Source organism: Caenimonas sedimenti (genome assembly GCF_007833165.1).
GTDB lineage: Bacteria > Pseudomonadota > Gammaproteobacteria > Burkholderiales > Burkholderiaceae_C > Ramlibacter > Ramlibacter sedimenti.
Map to the genome: position 1 here is coordinate 378,969 of NZ_VOBQ01000002.1, position 15,599 is coordinate 394,567.

Genomic DNA, 15,599 nt, shown 5'->3' on the forward strand with positions numbered 1-15,599 from the left:
TAAGGTCACAGACGATAACGCGCTACGGGGCCGGCTTGGCGCCGGCCCGCTACGCGCGTCCTTCGACTCTGAAGAAGCCTGTTCCGGCTGACTGCCGTTCGGCCTCTTCCTCCGTCGGCTCGCGCACGCCTTCCACCTTCAGGTGCAGGCGCAGCGCGATGCCGGCGAGCGGGTGATTGCCATCGAGCACCACGTGCTCGGGATAGATTTCCGTGACCACATAGATCTTGTCCCCGGGCGCATCCTGGCTGGTCGCGCCGGGCGGCAGGCCTTCGAACGTCAGGCCTTCGGTCAACTCCGCCGGGAACACGCTGCGCGGTTCCAGGAACACCAGTTGTTCGTCGTAGTCGCCGAAGGCGTCCTCGGGTTCGAGATGCAGGTCGACGCGGTCGCCCGCCGCATGGCCCTGCAGCGCCTCCTCGATCTTGGCGAGCAGGTCCTTGCCGCCGACGAAGAATTCCACGGGTTCGTCCAGCTGGTCGAGTTCCTCGCCCAGCGTGTCCTTCAGCGTCCAGGTCAGCGCGACCACGCAGCGGGGTGTGATTTCCATAGGAGAATTGTCCCAGATCACGATGGACACCACACGACCCCTTCCGCTGCTGGGCGGCCTGTCACCGGACCACTTCATGCGGCGGCACTGGCAGAAGAAGCCTTTGCTGGTGCGCCAGGCCGTCCCTGGGCTGCAGCCCCTGCTCACGCGGCAGGCATTGTTCGCGCTCGCCGCACGCGACGACGTGGAGTCGCGCCTGGTGGCCCGCGAAGGCCGGTCCTGGCGGCTGCGGCGGGGGCCGTTCGGCCGGCGTGCGTTGCCGCCCGTGTCGCGGCCGGACTGGACGCTGCTGGTGCAGGGCGTCGACCTCCATGAGCCGACGGCGCACACGCTCCTGCGCGCCTTCGACTTCATTCCCGCGGTCCGGCTGGACGACCTCATGATCAGCTGGGCCAGCGACGGCGGCGGCGTCGGGCCGCATTTCGACAGCTACGACGTGTTCCTGCTGCAGGCGCAGGGGCGGCGCCGCTGGCGCATCGGCCGCCAGCGTGACCTGACGCTGCGTGACGACGTGCCGCTCAAGGTGCTGGCGAACTTCGAGCCCGAGCAGGAATACGTGCTCGAGCCAGGCGACATGCTCTACCTTCCGCCGCGCTACGCCCACGACGGCACGGCGGTGGGCGAATGCCAGACCTATTCGATCGGGTTCCGCGCGCCGGCCCGCGGCGAACTCGCCCGCGAGCTGCTGCAACGCATCGCCGACGAGGCTGGCGAGCTCGGCGACCAGCTGTACCGCGACGCGGGCCAGGAGGCCACGGCAGCACCGGGCGAGCTGCCGCCGGCGTTGCGCGCGTTCGCGCAGGACGCGCTGGCCGCGGCGCTGAAGGATCCGCGCGCCCTGGACCGCGCGCTGGGGGAATATCTCACCGAGCCCAAGCCGGATGTCTGGTTCGAAGCCGGCCAGGCGCGGCGCGGCGGCGGTGTCACACTCGACGCGCGCACGCGCATGCTGTACGACCAGGCGCATGTCTTCGTCAATGGCGACAGCTGGCGGGCGGGCGGGCGCGACGCGCGGCTGTTGCAACGCCTGGCCGACCGGCGCAAGCTGGAGGCTGCGGAGCTGCGGGGCGCCAGCGAAGGCGCGCAGGAATTGCTGGCCCAGTGGTGCGAAGCCGGCTGGGCCCATGCCGAAGGAGAGAAGCGATGACCGAGATGACCGAACAGATGAGCGCGGAGCCCACCGGCATGCCGTCGCGGCGCTTCGAGGGCCGGGAAGACTTCCGCCAGCTCGTGCGGGATGCACTGGCCTGCGCCGGCCGCGAAGGCTGGCGCGAGATCATCCTGTCGGATCCGACCTTCGAGGATTGGCCGTTGGGCGAACGGGCCGTCACGGAGTCCCTGCAGGCGTGGTCCAGCAGCGGCCGCAAGATCACCCTGCTGGCGAAGAACTACGACGAGGTGCTGCGCAAGCACGCGCGTTTCGTCCAATGGCGAACCACCTGGTCGCACATCATCACGGCGATGGCGGTGCCATCGGCCGATCCGCTGGAACTCCCCAGCGCGATCTGGAGCCCTGCGTGGGCACTGGAGCGCCGAGACATCGACAACAGCGCCGGCTTCTGCGGCGGCGAACCCGACCGGCGGGTGCTGGCGCGCGAGCTGCTCAACGAGTGGCTGCGCAAGGCCACGCCGTCGTTCCCCGCGACGAAGCTCGGCCTCTGAACGGCCAGCGGGGATCCCCGACGAAACATGGATGCCGCATATAATCGGAGGCTGAGCTGGGATGGGGTTTCTCATTCGGCTCGATTCTGAAATAGCTCGTCCCCCCCACTCAAGGAAACTGAAATGAAGAACACGCTCGTTCTGGCCACGCTGGTTGCAGCCGCCGCGCTGGCCGCTTGTGGCAAGACCGAAACGCCGGCTCCGGCGCCTGCCCCGGCTCCCGCCGCTGCGCCGGCCCCGGCTCCCGCGCCCGCCCCGGCTGCTGCTCCCGCTGCCGCCCCGGCCGCCGATGCCGCCTCCGCTGCTGCCGGTGCCGCTTCGGCCGCCGCTGGTGCCGCGACGGGTGCCGCCTCGGCCGCCGCTGGTGCCGCGTCCGCCCAGAACAACTCCGCGCCTGGCGGCGGCACGAAGTAATTCGCCCCCTGCCAATGAAAAAGCCGCCTCCGGGCGGCTTTTTTCATGCCTCGGCCGTGGCCCTCTTCAGGCCACCAGCCACTCACTGCCCTGCGGCCCGCTCGCCACGTGGATCTCCTCCGCCGGCCAGGCCAGCGCATCGGCCAGGGCCTGCCGCGCCAGGGCGGGCGTGTTGTTCTGCTCGCTCAGGTGCGCTGCCACCACCTGCTTCAGGCCGCCAGGCAGCAGGGAGCGTGCCAGCGCGGCGGAGGCGCTGTTGGCCAGGTGCCCCCAGCCCCCGCCGACGCGGCGCTTCAGGAAGGGCGGGTACGTCGACGCCAGCAGCATCTGCTCGTCATGGTTGCATTCGAGCACCAGCGTGCCGCAGCCCTCCAGGTGCTGCTGGACGTGCGGGGAAACGTGCCCCAGGTCGGTCAGCACGCCCAGGCGCGCATCGCCATCGGTACAGCTGAGCTGCAAAGGCTCCCGCGCATCGTGCGGCACGGTGAAGGGGCGGACGCGCAATGGGCCGACATCGATTTCCTCGCCATCGCACGCGAGGCGCAACAGGCCCTCGAAATCGGGCCGCCCGATGGCGTCGTAGGTGCCCGTGCTCATCCACACCGGGATGCGCTCGCGCACGGCAAGCTGGCGGGCGCAGCCGATGTGGTCGCCGTGCTCGTGCGTGATGAAGATGGCATCGACCTGGTCGGCCAGCATGCCGGCGGCTGCCAGCCGCTTGTCGAGCTCCTTGATGCCCAGGCCGCAGTCGACAAGCAGGTGCGCCATCTGCGTGCCGCAACGGGCCTGGATGACGGTGGCGTTGCCCGAACTCCCGCTACCTAAAGACTTGAATTTCAACATCCGAAGGACGAGGCGCGCAGCGCCTCGTTATCGTCCGTTTCTCCTATTTCAAATCGTCCGCGATGACTTGCACGATGCGCTGCGCATCCGCCGACGTTTCGGGGGCGCCGTTCGCATTGAGCACCGAGACCGTCGTGCTCTCGCCCTGCGACTTGAGGTTGATGCGGTACTTCAGCGGCGGCTCGGCCTTCTCGGCGCGGCTGAACAGCTTGCCGAAGAAGCCGGGCTCCTTCTTGTCGGGGTTGGGCGCCACGTAGCGCACGAAGTAGGTGCCCTGGCTGCGGTCACGGTCCTCGACGGTGAAGCCGGTCCGGTCGAGCGCGAGGCCGACGCGGCGCCAGGCACGGTCGAAGCCCTCGTCGACCAGCACCACCGGCTGGCTGTTGACGCTGGCCACGCGCGACGTCGGCTTGGCTCCGGCCGTCGTGCCCGCGACGCGGGCCTGCTCTTGCGGGGCGCCCAGGCGCACCATCAGGCGGCGCAGGAATTCGGCTTCGAGTTCCGGGTCGGTCGGTCGCGGCTGCCACACCGTCTGGTCTTTCGACGTGTTGCTGTAGACCTCCACCATCCCGCGGTGGCTGACGTAGATTTCGGTGGCGCCGCTGGCGGACCGCTCCATGCGCGTGCGGAAGCGATCCCGCTCAGAAGTGGAATAGACGGAGTCGATCAGCTTGCCGAGCGTCCGGCGGATGATGTCCTCCGGGATCTTGGCGCGGTTCTCGGCCCAGTCGGTTTCCATGATGCCCAGGTTGGGCTGGTCCATGGCGAGCAGGAAGCCGCTTTCCTGCCAGAAGTCGCGCACCGGGCCCCAGAGCTGGTCGGCCGGGCGGTTGATCACCAGCCAACGCTGGTTGCCGGCGCGTTCGATCCGGACGTCGCCCACCGCGGTGGCGGCGGTCGGCACGCTGGACACCGACTGCCCCACCTGGAAGCTGTTAGCGGACACCGGGCCCCCGGGCACGACGTAGCGGCTGTCGCGCGACAGTTGCGTCAGGTCGGGCGGGACTTCCAGCGAGACGCCCTTGCCGGCGCTCTTGTAGTCGATCTTTTCGCCCTCGAGCACGCTGCAGGACGCCAGCAGGGCGGACAGGGCCACGAGCCCCAGCTTCACGGAAAACTTCATCGCATTCCTCTTTCGGATTCGGCGCCGGGTGCGCTCAGGTGAGCAGGCCGGCGGCGCGCAGCGCCTGCTCGACCACGGCTTCGTTGGCGGGGGCCAGCGGCGTCATGGGCAGGCGCAGCGCGCCACCCATCAGGCCCATGCGGGCCATCGCCCATTTCACGGGGATCGGATTGGCTTCGACGAACAGATGCCTGTGCACCGGCATCAGCTTGAACTGGATTTCCATCGCGCGCTTCGCGTCGCCCGCCACCGCGGCCACGCACAGCTCGTGCATCAGCCGCGGCGCCACGTTCGCGGTGACGCTGATGTTGCCCTGGCCGCCGCACAGCATGAGCGCCACGGCCGACGGGTCGTCGCCCGAATACACCGAGAAGCCCTTGGGCACGTCGCGAATCAACCATTGCGCGCGCTCGACGTTGCCGGTGGCTTCCTTGATGCCGACGATGCCGGGCACTTCGGCCAGGCGCAGCACGGTGTCGTGCAGCATGTCGGCCACGGTGCGGCCGGGCACGTTGTACAGCACGGTCGGCAGGTCGCCGGTGGCTTCGGCGATCGCCTTGAAGTGGCGGTAGAGGCCTTCCTGCGTCGGCTTGTTGTAGTAGGGGACGACCTGCAGCTGGCAGTCGGCGCCGACCTTCCGCGCGTACTTCGCCAGGGCGATGGCTTCGATGGTGGAGTTGGCGCCGCAGCCGGCCATGATGGGCACGCGGCCGCGTGCCTGTTCCACCGCGACCCGGATGATTTCCTGGTGCTCCTCCACGTCGACCGTGGGCGACTCACCGGTGGTGCCGACGACGCCGATGCAGTCGGTGCCTTCGGCGATGTGCCAGTCGACGAGCTTGCGCAGGGCGGGGTAGTCCACGCTGCCGTCGTCGTGCATCGGGGTCACCAGGGCCACGATGCTGCCAGTAATCGGTGTCATTGCCGTCTTGTCCGGGGAAAGCAGGATTCTAACTAGAGCGTGTAACGCTTCATTTCGAGTGATTCCGGCCGGACAGCGGCGATTCGCTGCACGAAGCGGGGTGGTGACTCCAGGAAACCATCCTCGAACGCCACGGTGCGTAGACCGGGATAGGCCTGCAGCAGTTCCCCGGGCGCCAGCAGGAAATCCGGCCGCGAAGGCTTGCCCACCGTCTCGTTGCCCTGCGCGAAGGTTTCGTGGAGCAGCAGCCCGCCGGGTGCGACCGCGTCCAGGATGCGCGGGAAGAGCGGCCGCCACAGGTAGTTGGTGACGACGACGCAGGCGAACTGGCGGCCGGTCAAAGGCCAGGGGCCGTTCTCGATGTCGGCCTGGATGGCCTCCCCCGGGGCGGTGACCGCGGCGATGGCGTCCGCATCGCGGTCCACGCCCGTGACCGGGTGGCCGCGTGCCGCGAACCAGCGCATGTGCCGGCCCCGGCCACAGGCCAGGTCCAGCACCGCGCCGCCGGCCGGCACGAGGTGGCTCCAGCGCATGATCCAGGGGGAGGCGTCTTCGGTTCCGTGCATCAGTGCGGCTTCACTTCATCCTTGAGGGCCGCCAGCGCCTGCTTCTCGACCCAGCCGGGCGCGATGAGCTTCATGAAGCGTCCCAGCCGTGCCTTGGCCACCATCACCACTTCCCGCTCGCGCTTCTCCATGCCCTCGAGGATCAGCCGCGCGCATTCCTCCACCGGCATGGCGTCGTCCTCCTTCAGGCCGCTGGAGCCCGCCGGTTCGCCACGCGCATTGAAGCCCCGGTGGCGGATGCTGGTGGCGACCACGCCGGGATAGGCCGTGGTCACGCTGACGCCGGCACCCCGCAGCTCGATGCGCAGCGCCTCGAAGAAACCGGTCATGGCGAACTTGGTCGCGCTGTACGCCGTGCGGCCCGGCACGCCGAACAGGCCGGCGAGCGACCCCACCGCGACGATGCGGCCACGCGTGGCCTTGAGGTGGGGCAGGGCCGCATGCGTGCACCAGACCGAGCCCCACAGGTTCACTTTCATCAGCGTCTCGTACCAGTGCAGGTCTTCCGCCTTCACCTCCTCGAACAGCGCCTGCGCCGACACGCCGGCGTTGTTGATGAGGTTGTCGATGCGCCCGAACTGCTGCATGGCCTGGTCGACCAGCGAGCGGCACTGCGGCTCCTGGGCGACGTCCATGGCCACGCACAGCGTCTTCGCGCCCTGCGCCTGGCATTGCGCGGCAACGGCATCGAGCTTCTGCTGGCTGCGGCCCGCGAGCACCAGGGCGGCGTCGCCGCGCTGCTTCGCCGCCAGCTGCCGGGCCAGCTCGGCGCCGATGCCATCGGAGCCGCCGGTGATGAGGGTCACGATCATGGATGGGGACTCTACTCGACCAGGCTGGTGAAACCGCGCGCCCTCCCGCGCCGTACCCACTGCGTGAGACCATCCGACATCCCAATGCCAGCCTCCCCACCAACCCTGGCGCGCCGGGCCTTCCTTTGCGCCGCCGGCGCCCTGGGGCTCGCCGGCTGCTCTGGCGTGAGCGTGCTGAACGCGCTGGCCGGCAGCGGCCACCGCCGGCAGGAAGGCGTGGCGTACGGCGCCGACCCGCGCCAGCGGCTCGACGTTTACCTGCCGGACACTGTGGTCGCCGCCACGCCGCTGGTGGTGTTCTTCTACGGCGGCAGCTGGAGCAGCGGCGAACGCGCGGACTATGGGTTCGTCGGCGAATCGCTGGCGTCCGGTGGCGTGGCCGTGGCGGTGGCGGACTACCGCCTGAGCCCGGCCGTGCGCTGGCAGCAGATCCTCGCCGACTGCGCCGCCGCGACGCGTTGGGCGTTCGACCAGGCCCCGGCACTCGGCCTGAACCGCCGGAACTTGTACCTGATGGGCCATAGCGCCGGCGGCTACAACGCGGCCATGCTGGCGCTGGACGCGCGCTGGCTGTCGGCGGCCGGTTTGGCGCCGGCGCAACTGGCGGGGTGGGTGGGACTGGCGGGTCCCTATGACTTCCTGCCCATCGTCAACCCGGAAGCCCGCGTGGCATTCGATTGGCCCCATACGCCGCCCGACAGCCAGCCGATCGCCCATGCGGGGGGGCGGCGTTCCCGCGCCTTGCTGCTGGCGCCCACCGAGGACACCGTGGTGAATCCAGTGCGCAGCACGCAGGGGCTGGCTCGCCGGCTGGAGGCGGCCGGCACACCGGTCCGTCACCGCCTGCTCGACGGCGTCGGCCACGGCACCATCGTGGGCGCGCTCGCGCCGCCGTTGCGGCGGCTGGCGCCCGTGCGCGACGAGGTGCTGGCGTTCCTGCGCAACGAGCCGCCGCCAGCCTGAAGGCAGGCTCATCCGCAGCCGGTGTCCTAGACTGGCGTCATGAAGGCGTGGTTGGAATGGGCTCGTGCCGCGGGGTTCGTGGTGCTTGCGGCTCTGGTGCAGGCGGGTTGCGGGGGTGGGTCCGGCGATCCGGGGGTCAATCCGCAACCGCAACCGCAACCGCAGCCGCCAGTGCCTGCGACGGCGAACCCCGAACGCCGCGTGCTCGCCACCGCGCTGCAGGTCGACGCCAGCACCCGATTCGCGACCGCCACGATCACCTTGGGCCCCGCCACCGCGCCCGGCGCCACCCTGGAAATCGGCGACCTGGAAATCAGCGGCGTCTCGTCCGCCGGTTCGGACCTGCTCTGGGCCGACCGGGGCGACCGGCTCGAGCTGGGCCTGGCCGCGGCGGCAGGCAACACCATCGTGGTCATCCGCTACCGGTTCCAGGTGCATGACAACTTCGACGGTGCGGCCGCGGCCGGCTACACCTTCACCTGGCCGTCGTACTGCGGCAACCTGTTCCCTTGCCAATCCTTGCCGGCGCAGGGCGTCGACCTGTCGGTCAACGTGGCGAATGCTCCCACCGGCCAGCGCGTGATCCAGCCGGCCGGTGTACTGACGGCCGCGCCGGCCTACCAGCTCGGCTGGGCGACCGGGGCCTACACCGACCTCGACCTGGGCCGCACGGGGGCCGGCACGCGCCTCGTCGCCTCCTACCTGCCAGGCCAGCGCGACACGATGGCCGAAGGCACCCGCCACCTGCGCGACGCCTTCGAATGGATGGAAGCGACGCTCGGCCCCTACCGCTTCGGCGCCGAGGCCGGCCCGGTGGCCGTGGCCTGGGGCGCCGGCGCCTACGGCGGCATGGAGCACCACCCGCGCTGGCACATCGCCTCGCCCGCGGTGGCCGATGCCGGCTTGCACGTGCACGAGGCAGCGCATGGCTGGTTCGGCAACGGTGTCCGGCTGGCGTGCTGGGAAGACTTCGTGCTGTCGGAAGGCACGGCCAGCTACCTCGCGGCGCGCGCGCTGGAAGTGGTTGCACCCGATGTGGGTGCGGCCGTCTGGGACAGCCATGCGGCCCAGTTGCGCACCCTGCGCGGCACCGAGCCGGTGTGGCCGCAGGGCTGCAACCAGATCGATGTCGTGCGCAGCGGGCTGTATTCGCAGGCGCCGTATGTGCGTGGCGCCTTTTTCCTGCGTGCGTTGGGGCAACGGGTCGGTGTGACGGCGCTCGACCGCGCACTGGGCACCTTCCATCGGCGGCACGCCGGGCAGGCCGCGCGCATGCAGGACCTGCTCGACACGGTGCGGCAGGAGACGGGCTACGACCCGGCGGCTTGCGCCGCGAGCTGGCTGCGTTCGTCCACCATCCCCACCGCCACTTCCTGTTCCTAGTCCGGACTCAGGCTGGAGAAGACCAGGCGATTGCCGAACGGGTCCTGGACGGTCATGTCACGGCCCCACGGGGCCTGCTCGATGCCGGGCCGCGCATTCTTGTACTGTTTCGCCAGCAACGACTGCTGGAATTCGTCCAGCCCTTCGGTTTCGATGCGCAGCGCCGAACCTGGCGTCGCGTCGCCATGGTGTTCCGACAGGTGCAGCACGCAGCCATCGCGCGACACCTGCATGTAAAGCGGCAGGCCGGGCTCGAAGCGGTGCTCGAAGTCGACGCGGAAGCCGAGGAAGTCGATGTAGAACTCGAGTGCCTTGGCCTCATCGAAGATGCGCAGGATGGGGATGGGCGGTGCGAGCTTCATGGTGACGACCTAGTTGAAGCACGCCCACATGAAGTCGCTGAGTGCCACCATCATCTGCGGCCGGGTGTACAGCACGAAGACGCCCAGCAACGCCGCGATGGCGGCGCCGTAGGCGAGGGCCTTCTTCGCGCGCGCCGGCATCACACGCTCAAGCCGGCTGCGGCGCCGGGCCGCGCGCGATGGGGGCTTCGCGCACCGGCAGGTTGACGAGCGCCGCGAAGATGCCCAGCGCGATGGCGATGTACCAGACGATGTCGTAGCTGCCCGTGCGGTCGTACAGCAGGCCGCCCAGCCACACGCCCATGAAGGATCCGATCTGGTGGCTGAAGAAGACGAAGCCGCCCAGCATGGACAGGTGCGCCACGCCGAAGATCTGCGCCACTGTGGCATTCGTGGGCGGCACCGTCGACAGCCAGAGCAGCCCCATCACGCTGGCGAAGATGTAGACCGACAGCGGCGACAGCGGCGCCCACAGGAACACGCTGATCGCCGCGGCGCGGCCCAGGTAGATGGTGGCCAGGATCTTGCGCTTGGCGAGCTTTTGCCCCAGGGAGCCGGCGATGTAGGTGCCGAACACGTTGAACAGGCCGATCAGCGCGAGCGCGTAGCTGGCCACCTGCGGCGACAGGCCCTTGTCCTTCAGGTAGCTGGGCATGTGCACGCCGATGAAGACCACCTGGAAGCCGCACACGAAGTAACCTGCCATCAGCAGCTGGAAACTGGGGTACTTGAACGCTTCGCGCAGCGCCTGGACGATGGACTGGTCGCGCGCGGGGGCGGCACCGCCGGCGAACCCGGGCTCGCGAAGGCCGCGCGCGAAGGGCGCGATCAGCAGCACGATGACGGCCAGCGCCAGCAGCGCTTCCTTCCAGCCCAGGCCGCTGATCAGGAAGCCTTCCACCGGCACCATCAGGAACTGGCCGAAGGAGCCGGCGGCCGCCGCCACGCCCATCGCCCAGGAACGCTTGGCGGGGTCGATCTGGCGCCCGATCACGCCGTAGACCACGGCGTACGTGGTGCCGGCCTGGGCCGCGCCCAGCAGGACGCCGGCCGTCAGGGTGAACATGAACGGCGAGGTGGAAAGCGCCATGCCGGCCAGGCCGCCCGCATAGAGCAGGGCACCGCCGATCAGGACCCGGAAGGCGCCGAAACGGTCCGCCACCATGCCGGCGAAGATGCCGAAGATGCCCCAGGACAGGTTCTGGATCGCCAGCGCGAACGAGAAGGTCTCGCGCGTCCAGTTCTGGGCCTGGGTGATCGGCTGCAGCCAGAGCCCGAAGCCATGCCGGATGCCCATGGAGAGCGTGACGATCATGGCGCCGCAGATCAACACCTGCTGCATCGAAAGTTGGGGCGAGAACTTGGGGGCCGGCGGATTCATGCGGGGACTGTAGCGACAAGCCCCGTGAATTGCTCGTCGCCACGCTGACGACCCTGTTGAAATCTTTGGCTTGGATTGATGCCCGGACGGCATGGATCGCGCCATGACTGTGGATCCATACAGTCCCGGAGGCGGCCGCGACTACAATGCTGCCTCCCATGGCGACCAAACCACCGTCCGACTATTCCGAAGGATCCATCCGGGTGCTGAAGGGCCTTGAGCCCGTCAAGCAGCGCCCCGGCATGTACACCCGCACCGACAACCCCCTGCACGTGCTGCAGGAGGTGCTGGACAACGCGGCCGACGAAGCCCTGGCCGGTCACGGCAAGCGGATCAAGACGACTTTGCACACGGACGGCTCGGTCAGCGTCGAAGACGACGGCCGCGGCATCCCCTTCGGCATGCATCCGGAAGAGAAGGCACCGGTGATCGAGCTGGTGTTCACGCGCCTGCATGCCGGCGGCAAGTTCGACAAGGGCAAGGGCGGCGCCTACAGCTTCTCCGGCGGCTTGCACGGCGTTGGCGTGTCGGTGACCAACGCGCTGGCCAAGCGGCTGGAAGCGACCGTGCACCGCGAGGGCCAGGTCGCCACCATCGCCTTCTCCGGCGGCGACGTCATCGAGAAGCTGAAGACGCGCAAGGCCGTCGAGGGCGACCGCCGGCAGGGCACCACCGTGCGGGTCTGGTCCGACGGGAAGTATTTCGAGACCACGGCGCTGCCGATGGCCGAACTGGCCCACCTGCTGCGCAGCAAGGCTGTGCTGATGCCGGGCGTCACGGTCTCGCTCGTGAATGAGAAGACCAAGGAAACCCAGTCGTGGCAGTACAAGGGCGGCCTGCGCGACTACCTGATGCAGACGCTCACGGGCGACCCCGTGATCCCGTTGTTCGAAGGCGAAGGGTTCGCCGACAGCAACGACAACTTCGCCGAAGGCGAGGGTGCGCAATGGTGCGTGGCCTTCACGGAAGACGGCCAGCCGGTGCGCGAGAGCTACGTCAACCTGATCCCCACCACCGCCGGCGGCACGCACGAGAGCGGCCTGCGGGACGGCTTGTTCAACGCCGTCAAGAGCTTCATCGAGCTGCACAACCTGCAGCCCAAGGGCGTGAAGCTGCTCCCGGAAGACGTGTTCGCCCGGGCTTCCTACGTGCTGTCCGCCAAGGTGCTGGACCCGCAATTCCAGGGCCAGATCAAGGAGCGGCTGAATTCCCGCGACGCCGTGCGCCTCGTCTCCAGCTTCGTGCGCCCGGCGCTGGAGCTGTGGCTGAACCAGCACGTGGACTACGGCAAGAAGCTGGCCGAACTCGCGATCAAGGCGGCGCAGAGCCGGCAGAAGGCGGGCCAGAAGGTCGAGAAGCGCAAGGGCTCCGGCGTCGCGGTGCTGCCCGGCAAGCTGACCGACTGCGAGAGCAAGGATCTCTCGCACAACGAGATCTTCCTGGTCGAGGGCGACTCCGCCGGCGGCAGCGCCAAGATGGGCCGCGACAAGGAATGCCAGGCCATCCTGCCGCTGCGCGGCAAGGTGCTGAACACCTGGGAGGTCGAGCGCGACCGCCTGTTCGCCAACACCGAAATCCATGACATCGCGGTGGCGATCGGCGTCGATCCGCATGGCGTGAACGACACGCCCGACCTGACCGGCCTGCGCTACGGCAAGGTCTGCATCCTGTCGGACGCCGACGTCGATGGCTCGCACATCCAGGTGCTGCTGCTCACGCTGTTCTTCAAGCACTTTCCCAAGCTGATCGACGCGGGCAACGTCTATGTCGCACGGCCGCCGCTTTACCGGGTGGATGCACCGGCGCGCGGCAAGAAGCCCGCCTCCAAGATGTATGCGCTGGACGAAGGCGAACTGGTCGCCACGCTGGACAAGTTGCGCAAGGAAGGCGTGCGCGAAGGCGCCTGGACCATCAGCCGGTTCAAGGGCCTGGGCGAAATGAGCGCGGAACAACTGTGGGAAACCACACTCAATCCGGATACGCGCCGCCTGCTGCCGGTGCAATTGGGCGCCAGCGGCTTCGAGGGCACGCAAAGCCTCATCACCAAGCTCATGGGCAAGGGCGAAGCCGCGGCCCGCCGCGAATTGATGGAACTGCACGGCGACGCCGTGGAGATCGATATCTGATGAACGCCGTGACCGCCGCCAACGACGACCGCGCGCCCGTGCGCGTGCGCCTGCGGCCGACCATGAGCAGCGACATCGAGTTCGTGCTCTCGCTCGAACAGGACCCCGAGAACCTGCCGTTCATCACGCCCTGGGAAAAGACGCAGCACGAGGCCGCGATCCGCTTCCCCGATTTCCGCCACTTCATCCTCGAAGGCGGGCCCGGCCTGGATGCCGTCGGCTTCCTCATCCTGATCGGCTGCCGCAGCCAGCACCAGTCGCTCGAACTCAAGCGCATGGTGGTCCGCTCCAAGGGCCAGGGCTTTGGGCGCGCCGCCTTGCGGGTCGTCAAGAAGGTCGCGTTCGACGACCTGGGTGCGCACCGCCTCTGGCTGGACGTGAAGAAGCCCAACACGCGGGCCAAGGCGTTCTACGACAGCGAGGGCTTCATTGTCGAAGGCGAGCTGCGCGAATCGGTGAAGGTGACCGGCGGCTTCGAGTCGCTCATCGTCATGTCGATGCTGCAGTCCGAATTCGCCGCGCGCCGTGCCTCGGCGCTGGAGCAGGCCGCATGAAGGCCTGGCTCGTCGCCGCCGCGTTCGTCCTGGCCGTGGCCGCAGCCCCGGCGCGCGCCGAAGTCTGGGGCTACGTGGACGCGCGCGGCGTCGCCCACTTCGCCTCGGAGAAGGTCGACGAGCGCTACGAACTCTTTTTCCGTGGTGGCGAAAGTTTCGACACGGCGGCCGGCGTCAAGACGGCGCGGCAGGTCGCCGTGCCGACGGCGCCGCCGAAGCTGATCGCCTTCTTCGAAGTGTCGCCCAGCTTCAGGCAGGTCAAGCACCACCTGCGCGAGGCCTCCATCGCCCACGGCGTCGACTACGAACTGCTGCAGGCGCTGATCGCCACGGAGTCCGGCTTCGACCCCGGCGCGGTTTCGCCGAAGGGCGCGGTCGGGCTGATGCAGATCATCCCCGCGACAGCCGCCCGCTATGGCGTGGTGGGCGATGCCCGGGTGCCGGTCGAAAAGAAGCTCACCGACCCTCGCATCAACGTGCGTGCGGGCGCCCGCTACCTGGCGGATCTCATCAAGATGTTCCCGGGCCAGCTCGAGCTCGCCCTGGCCGCCTACAACGCCGGCGAGGGCGCGGTGCAGCGCGCGGGCAACCGCATCCCCAACTATCCCGAGACGCAGAACTACGTGAAGACGGTGATGCAGCTGTACACCACGCTCAAGCCGCCCAGCGCCATGCGGCCGGGCGGGCGCGCGCCGAACCGCATCCGCATGGAGCTGCCGGTCGGTGGAGCCATCGGGCGGGGCAACCTGCCGCCAGCCGTCGCGATCACCTCCACCGACTGATGGCGCCGATGGACATGGAAGCGGTCTGGCTGGGCGCCTTCGTGGGCGCGCAGGTGCTCGTCGTCTTCTTCTGCGCCATCAAGGCCAACACCTACCGGGAGCGTGCGTTGCTGCTGCACGCCGCCGCGACCTTGCTCGGGGTGATGGCCGTCCAGTCGATGATGGGACGGCACGCGCTGCTGCCGCACGCCGTGTTCCTGCTGATGCTGGCGATCGCGGGCGCGCAACTGCTGGAGCTGGTCAGCCATGCCGGCGCCTTGCGCAAGGCGCGCCGCTGGCTGCTGGGCGCGAGCCTGGTCGTCCTGCCGCTGCTGGCCGTCGCTTCCATCTTCCAGCCCTGGTGCCTCCCGCTGGGCACCGTGCTCTGGGCACTGGTGACGGCGATGCTGCTGCGCCGCGCCTGGCCGCAAAGCCAGCCCTGGGCCTGGTGGCTGGTGCCCGGCGTGGGCGCCCTCATCCTGGGCAGCGCGGCGCTGGTCTGGGAAGCCGCGGATGCCGAAACCAGCATGACGCTCGTGGTGGCGGCGCTGCTCACGATCTGGAGCGCCTGCATCTACCTGGCGACTGGCTGGCGCGGCCGGCTGTTCGGCGAGACCCGTGCACGCATCAAGGCGCGCAACACCATCGACCCCCTGACCGGGCTGGCGACGCCGCTGGTGATGGAGGAGCGCATCAACGCGTCGCGCCACATGCTGCGGCGCTATGGCCACCCGAGCGTGCTGATGCTCGTTCAGATCGAAAACCTGCAGGCGCTGGCCGCGGAGTTCGGCGCCGAGGCCGCCGAGTCGGCGGTGCTGGCCGCCGCCAGCCGCGTGCGTGACGCTCTGCTGCGAGATGGCGACGTGGCCGCGCGGCTCACGCACGCGCGTTTCGCGGTGCTGGCCGAAGGCGTGGCCACCGGCGAGGCAGCCGCCAACGTGGCGACCCGCATCCTGGTCGCCGGCCTCAAGGAGCCCCTGGCCGGCACGACCGAATTCCTGCGCTTCCGCCTCGTGATGGCCGGCGTGCCGACCGAGGAAGTGCCGCCGCGGCTGCTGCTGAACCGCCTGGGCGCCCGCCTCGACCAGGAGCTGCAGGCGACTTCCGAGCGCCGCATCGTGACCGTCGGCCGGGAGGAGCTCGTCTCCCATCTGGCCGAATTGACTGCTTGAGCATT

General features: G+C 69.1%; 18 protein-coding genes. 9 read left to right on the forward strand and 9 right to left on the reverse strand.

Features of this window, described 5'->3' with window-relative positions; translation table 11 throughout:
• Positions 1 to 49: 49 nt before the first annotated feature.
• Positions 50 to 550: an FKBP-type peptidyl-prolyl cis-trans isomerase gene (locus FN976_RS02900; RefSeq protein WP_145890760.1), complete on the reverse strand. Its 501-nt coding sequence runs from the start codon at positions 548 to 550 to the stop codon at positions 50 to 52.
• Positions 551 to 572: 22 nt separating this feature from the next.
• Here FN976_RS02900 and FN976_RS02905 point away from each other — a divergent pair, with 22 nt between their 5' ends.
• The 3 genes from FN976_RS02905 to FN976_RS02915 all read left to right on the forward strand — a co-directional run bounded on the left by FN976_RS02905 (position 573) and on the right by FN976_RS02915 (position 2,626).
• The gene (locus tag FN976_RS02905; protein WP_145890762.1) at positions 573 to 1,697 is read left to right on the forward strand and encodes a JmjC domain-containing protein; all 1,125 of its coding nucleotides are present in this window, start codon (positions 573 to 575) and stop codon (positions 1,695 to 1,697) included.
• Positions 1,698 to 1,702: 5 nt separating this feature from the next.
• A complete protein-coding gene (locus FN976_RS02910) occupies positions 1,703 to 2,212 on the forward strand; it encodes a hypothetical protein (RefSeq protein WP_145890903.1) in 510 nt (169 codons plus the stop codon).
• Between the two features lie 123 nt (positions 2,213 to 2,335).
• Positions 2,336 to 2,626: a hypothetical protein gene (locus FN976_RS02915; protein WP_145890764.1), complete on the forward strand. Its 291-nt coding sequence runs from the start codon at positions 2,336 to 2,338 to the stop codon at positions 2,624 to 2,626.
• Between the two features lie 66 nt (positions 2,627 to 2,692).
• On the opposite strand, the gene FN976_RS02920 is transcribed toward FN976_RS02915, so the two are convergent.
• The 5 genes from FN976_RS02920 to FN976_RS02940 are packed head-to-tail and all read right to left on the reverse strand — an operon-like array spanning position 2,693 to position 6,892.
• The gene (locus FN976_RS02920) at positions 2,693 to 3,469 is read right to left on the reverse strand and encodes an MBL fold metallo-hydrolase (RefSeq protein ID WP_145890766.1); all 777 of its coding nucleotides are present in this window, start codon (positions 3,467 to 3,469) and stop codon (positions 2,693 to 2,695) included.
• 43 nt (positions 3,470 to 3,512) lie between these two features.
• A complete protein-coding gene (gene bamC, locus FN976_RS02925) occupies positions 3,513 to 4,592 on the reverse strand; it encodes an NlpB/DapX family lipoprotein (RefSeq protein WP_145890767.1) in 1,080 nt (359 codons plus the stop codon).
• A 34-nt stretch (positions 4,593 to 4,626) separates the two neighbouring features.
• Positions 4,627 to 5,514, reverse strand: coding sequence for a 4-hydroxy-tetrahydrodipicolinate synthase (gene dapA / locus FN976_RS02930; RefSeq protein WP_145890769.1), 888 nt, complete (start codon positions 5,512 to 5,514; stop codon positions 4,627 to 4,629).
• Positions 5,515 to 5,546: 32 nt separating this feature from the next.
• Complete coding sequence (locus FN976_RS02935) at positions 5,547 to 6,080, reverse strand: class I SAM-dependent methyltransferase (protein ID WP_145890771.1); 534 nt, start codon at positions 6,078 to 6,080, stop codon at positions 5,547 to 5,549.
• Entirely contained in the window at positions 6,080 to 6,892 is an 813-nt protein-coding gene (locus tag FN976_RS02940) for an SDR family oxidoreductase (protein ID WP_145890773.1), read from the reverse strand. The genes FN976_RS02935 and FN976_RS02940 overlap by 1 nt, the downstream gene beginning before the upstream one ends.
• Positions 6,893 to 6,976: 84 nt before the next feature.
• Between FN976_RS02940 and FN976_RS02945 the strand changes: the two genes are divergently transcribed.
• Together FN976_RS02945 and FN976_RS02950 are read left to right on the forward strand one after the other, a co-directional pair.
• Entirely contained in the window at positions 6,977 to 7,855 is an 879-nt protein-coding gene (locus tag FN976_RS02945) for an alpha/beta hydrolase (protein WP_145890776.1), read from the forward strand.
• A 39-nt stretch (positions 7,856 to 7,894) separates the two neighbouring features.
• Positions 7,895 to 9,238, forward strand: a complete 1,344-nt coding sequence (locus FN976_RS02950) for a M1 family aminopeptidase (protein ID WP_145890778.1) — start codon at positions 7,895 to 7,897, stop codon at positions 9,236 to 9,238.
• On the opposite strand, the gene FN976_RS02955 is transcribed toward FN976_RS02950, so the two are convergent.
• From FN976_RS02955 to FN976_RS02960, 3 genes are read right to left on the reverse strand one after another with little or no spacing between them, the layout of a single operon-like run.
• Positions 9,235 to 9,600: a glyoxalase superfamily protein gene (locus FN976_RS02955; protein ID WP_145890779.1), complete on the reverse strand. Its 366-nt coding sequence runs from the start codon at positions 9,598 to 9,600 to the stop codon at positions 9,235 to 9,237. The two genes, FN976_RS02950 and FN976_RS02955, sit on opposite strands and share 4 nt — an antisense overlap.
• Positions 9,601 to 9,609: 9 nt before the next feature.
• On the reverse strand, positions 9,610 to 9,741 hold the full coding sequence (locus tag FN976_RS29350) for a hypothetical protein (RefSeq protein ID WP_255440071.1): 132 nt from the start codon (positions 9,739 to 9,741) through the stop codon (positions 9,610 to 9,612).
• 7 nt (positions 9,742 to 9,748) lie between these two features.
• Positions 9,749 to 10,981: an MFS transporter gene (locus tag FN976_RS02960; protein WP_186510734.1), complete on the reverse strand. Its 1,233-nt coding sequence runs from the start codon at positions 10,979 to 10,981 to the stop codon at positions 9,749 to 9,751.
• A 158-nt stretch (positions 10,982 to 11,139) separates the two neighbouring features.
• On the opposite strand from FN976_RS02960, the gene FN976_RS02965 reads away from it, so the two are divergent.
• The 4 genes from FN976_RS02965 to FN976_RS02980 are packed head-to-tail and all read left to right on the forward strand — an operon-like array spanning position 11,140 to position 15,594.
• Positions 11,140 to 13,107, forward strand: a complete 1,968-nt coding sequence (locus FN976_RS02965; protein ID WP_145890781.1) for a DNA topoisomerase IV subunit B — start codon at positions 11,140 to 11,142, stop codon at positions 13,105 to 13,107.
• Positions 13,107 to 13,661, forward strand: coding sequence for a GNAT family N-acetyltransferase (locus tag FN976_RS02970; protein ID WP_145890783.1), 555 nt, complete (start codon positions 13,107 to 13,109; stop codon positions 13,659 to 13,661). The genes FN976_RS02965 and FN976_RS02970 overlap by 1 nt, the downstream gene beginning before the upstream one ends.
• Positions 13,658 to 14,443, forward strand: a complete 786-nt coding sequence (locus FN976_RS02975) for a lytic transglycosylase domain-containing protein (RefSeq protein WP_145890785.1) — start codon at positions 13,658 to 13,660, stop codon at positions 14,441 to 14,443. The genes FN976_RS02970 and FN976_RS02975 overlap by 4 nt, the downstream gene beginning before the upstream one ends.
• On the forward strand, positions 14,443 to 15,594 hold the full coding sequence (locus FN976_RS02980; RefSeq protein WP_145890787.1) for a GGDEF domain-containing protein: 1,152 nt from the start codon (positions 14,443 to 14,445) through the stop codon (positions 15,592 to 15,594). The genes FN976_RS02975 and FN976_RS02980 overlap by 1 nt, the downstream gene beginning before the upstream one ends.
• Positions 15,595 to 15,599: the final 5 nt, after the last annotated feature.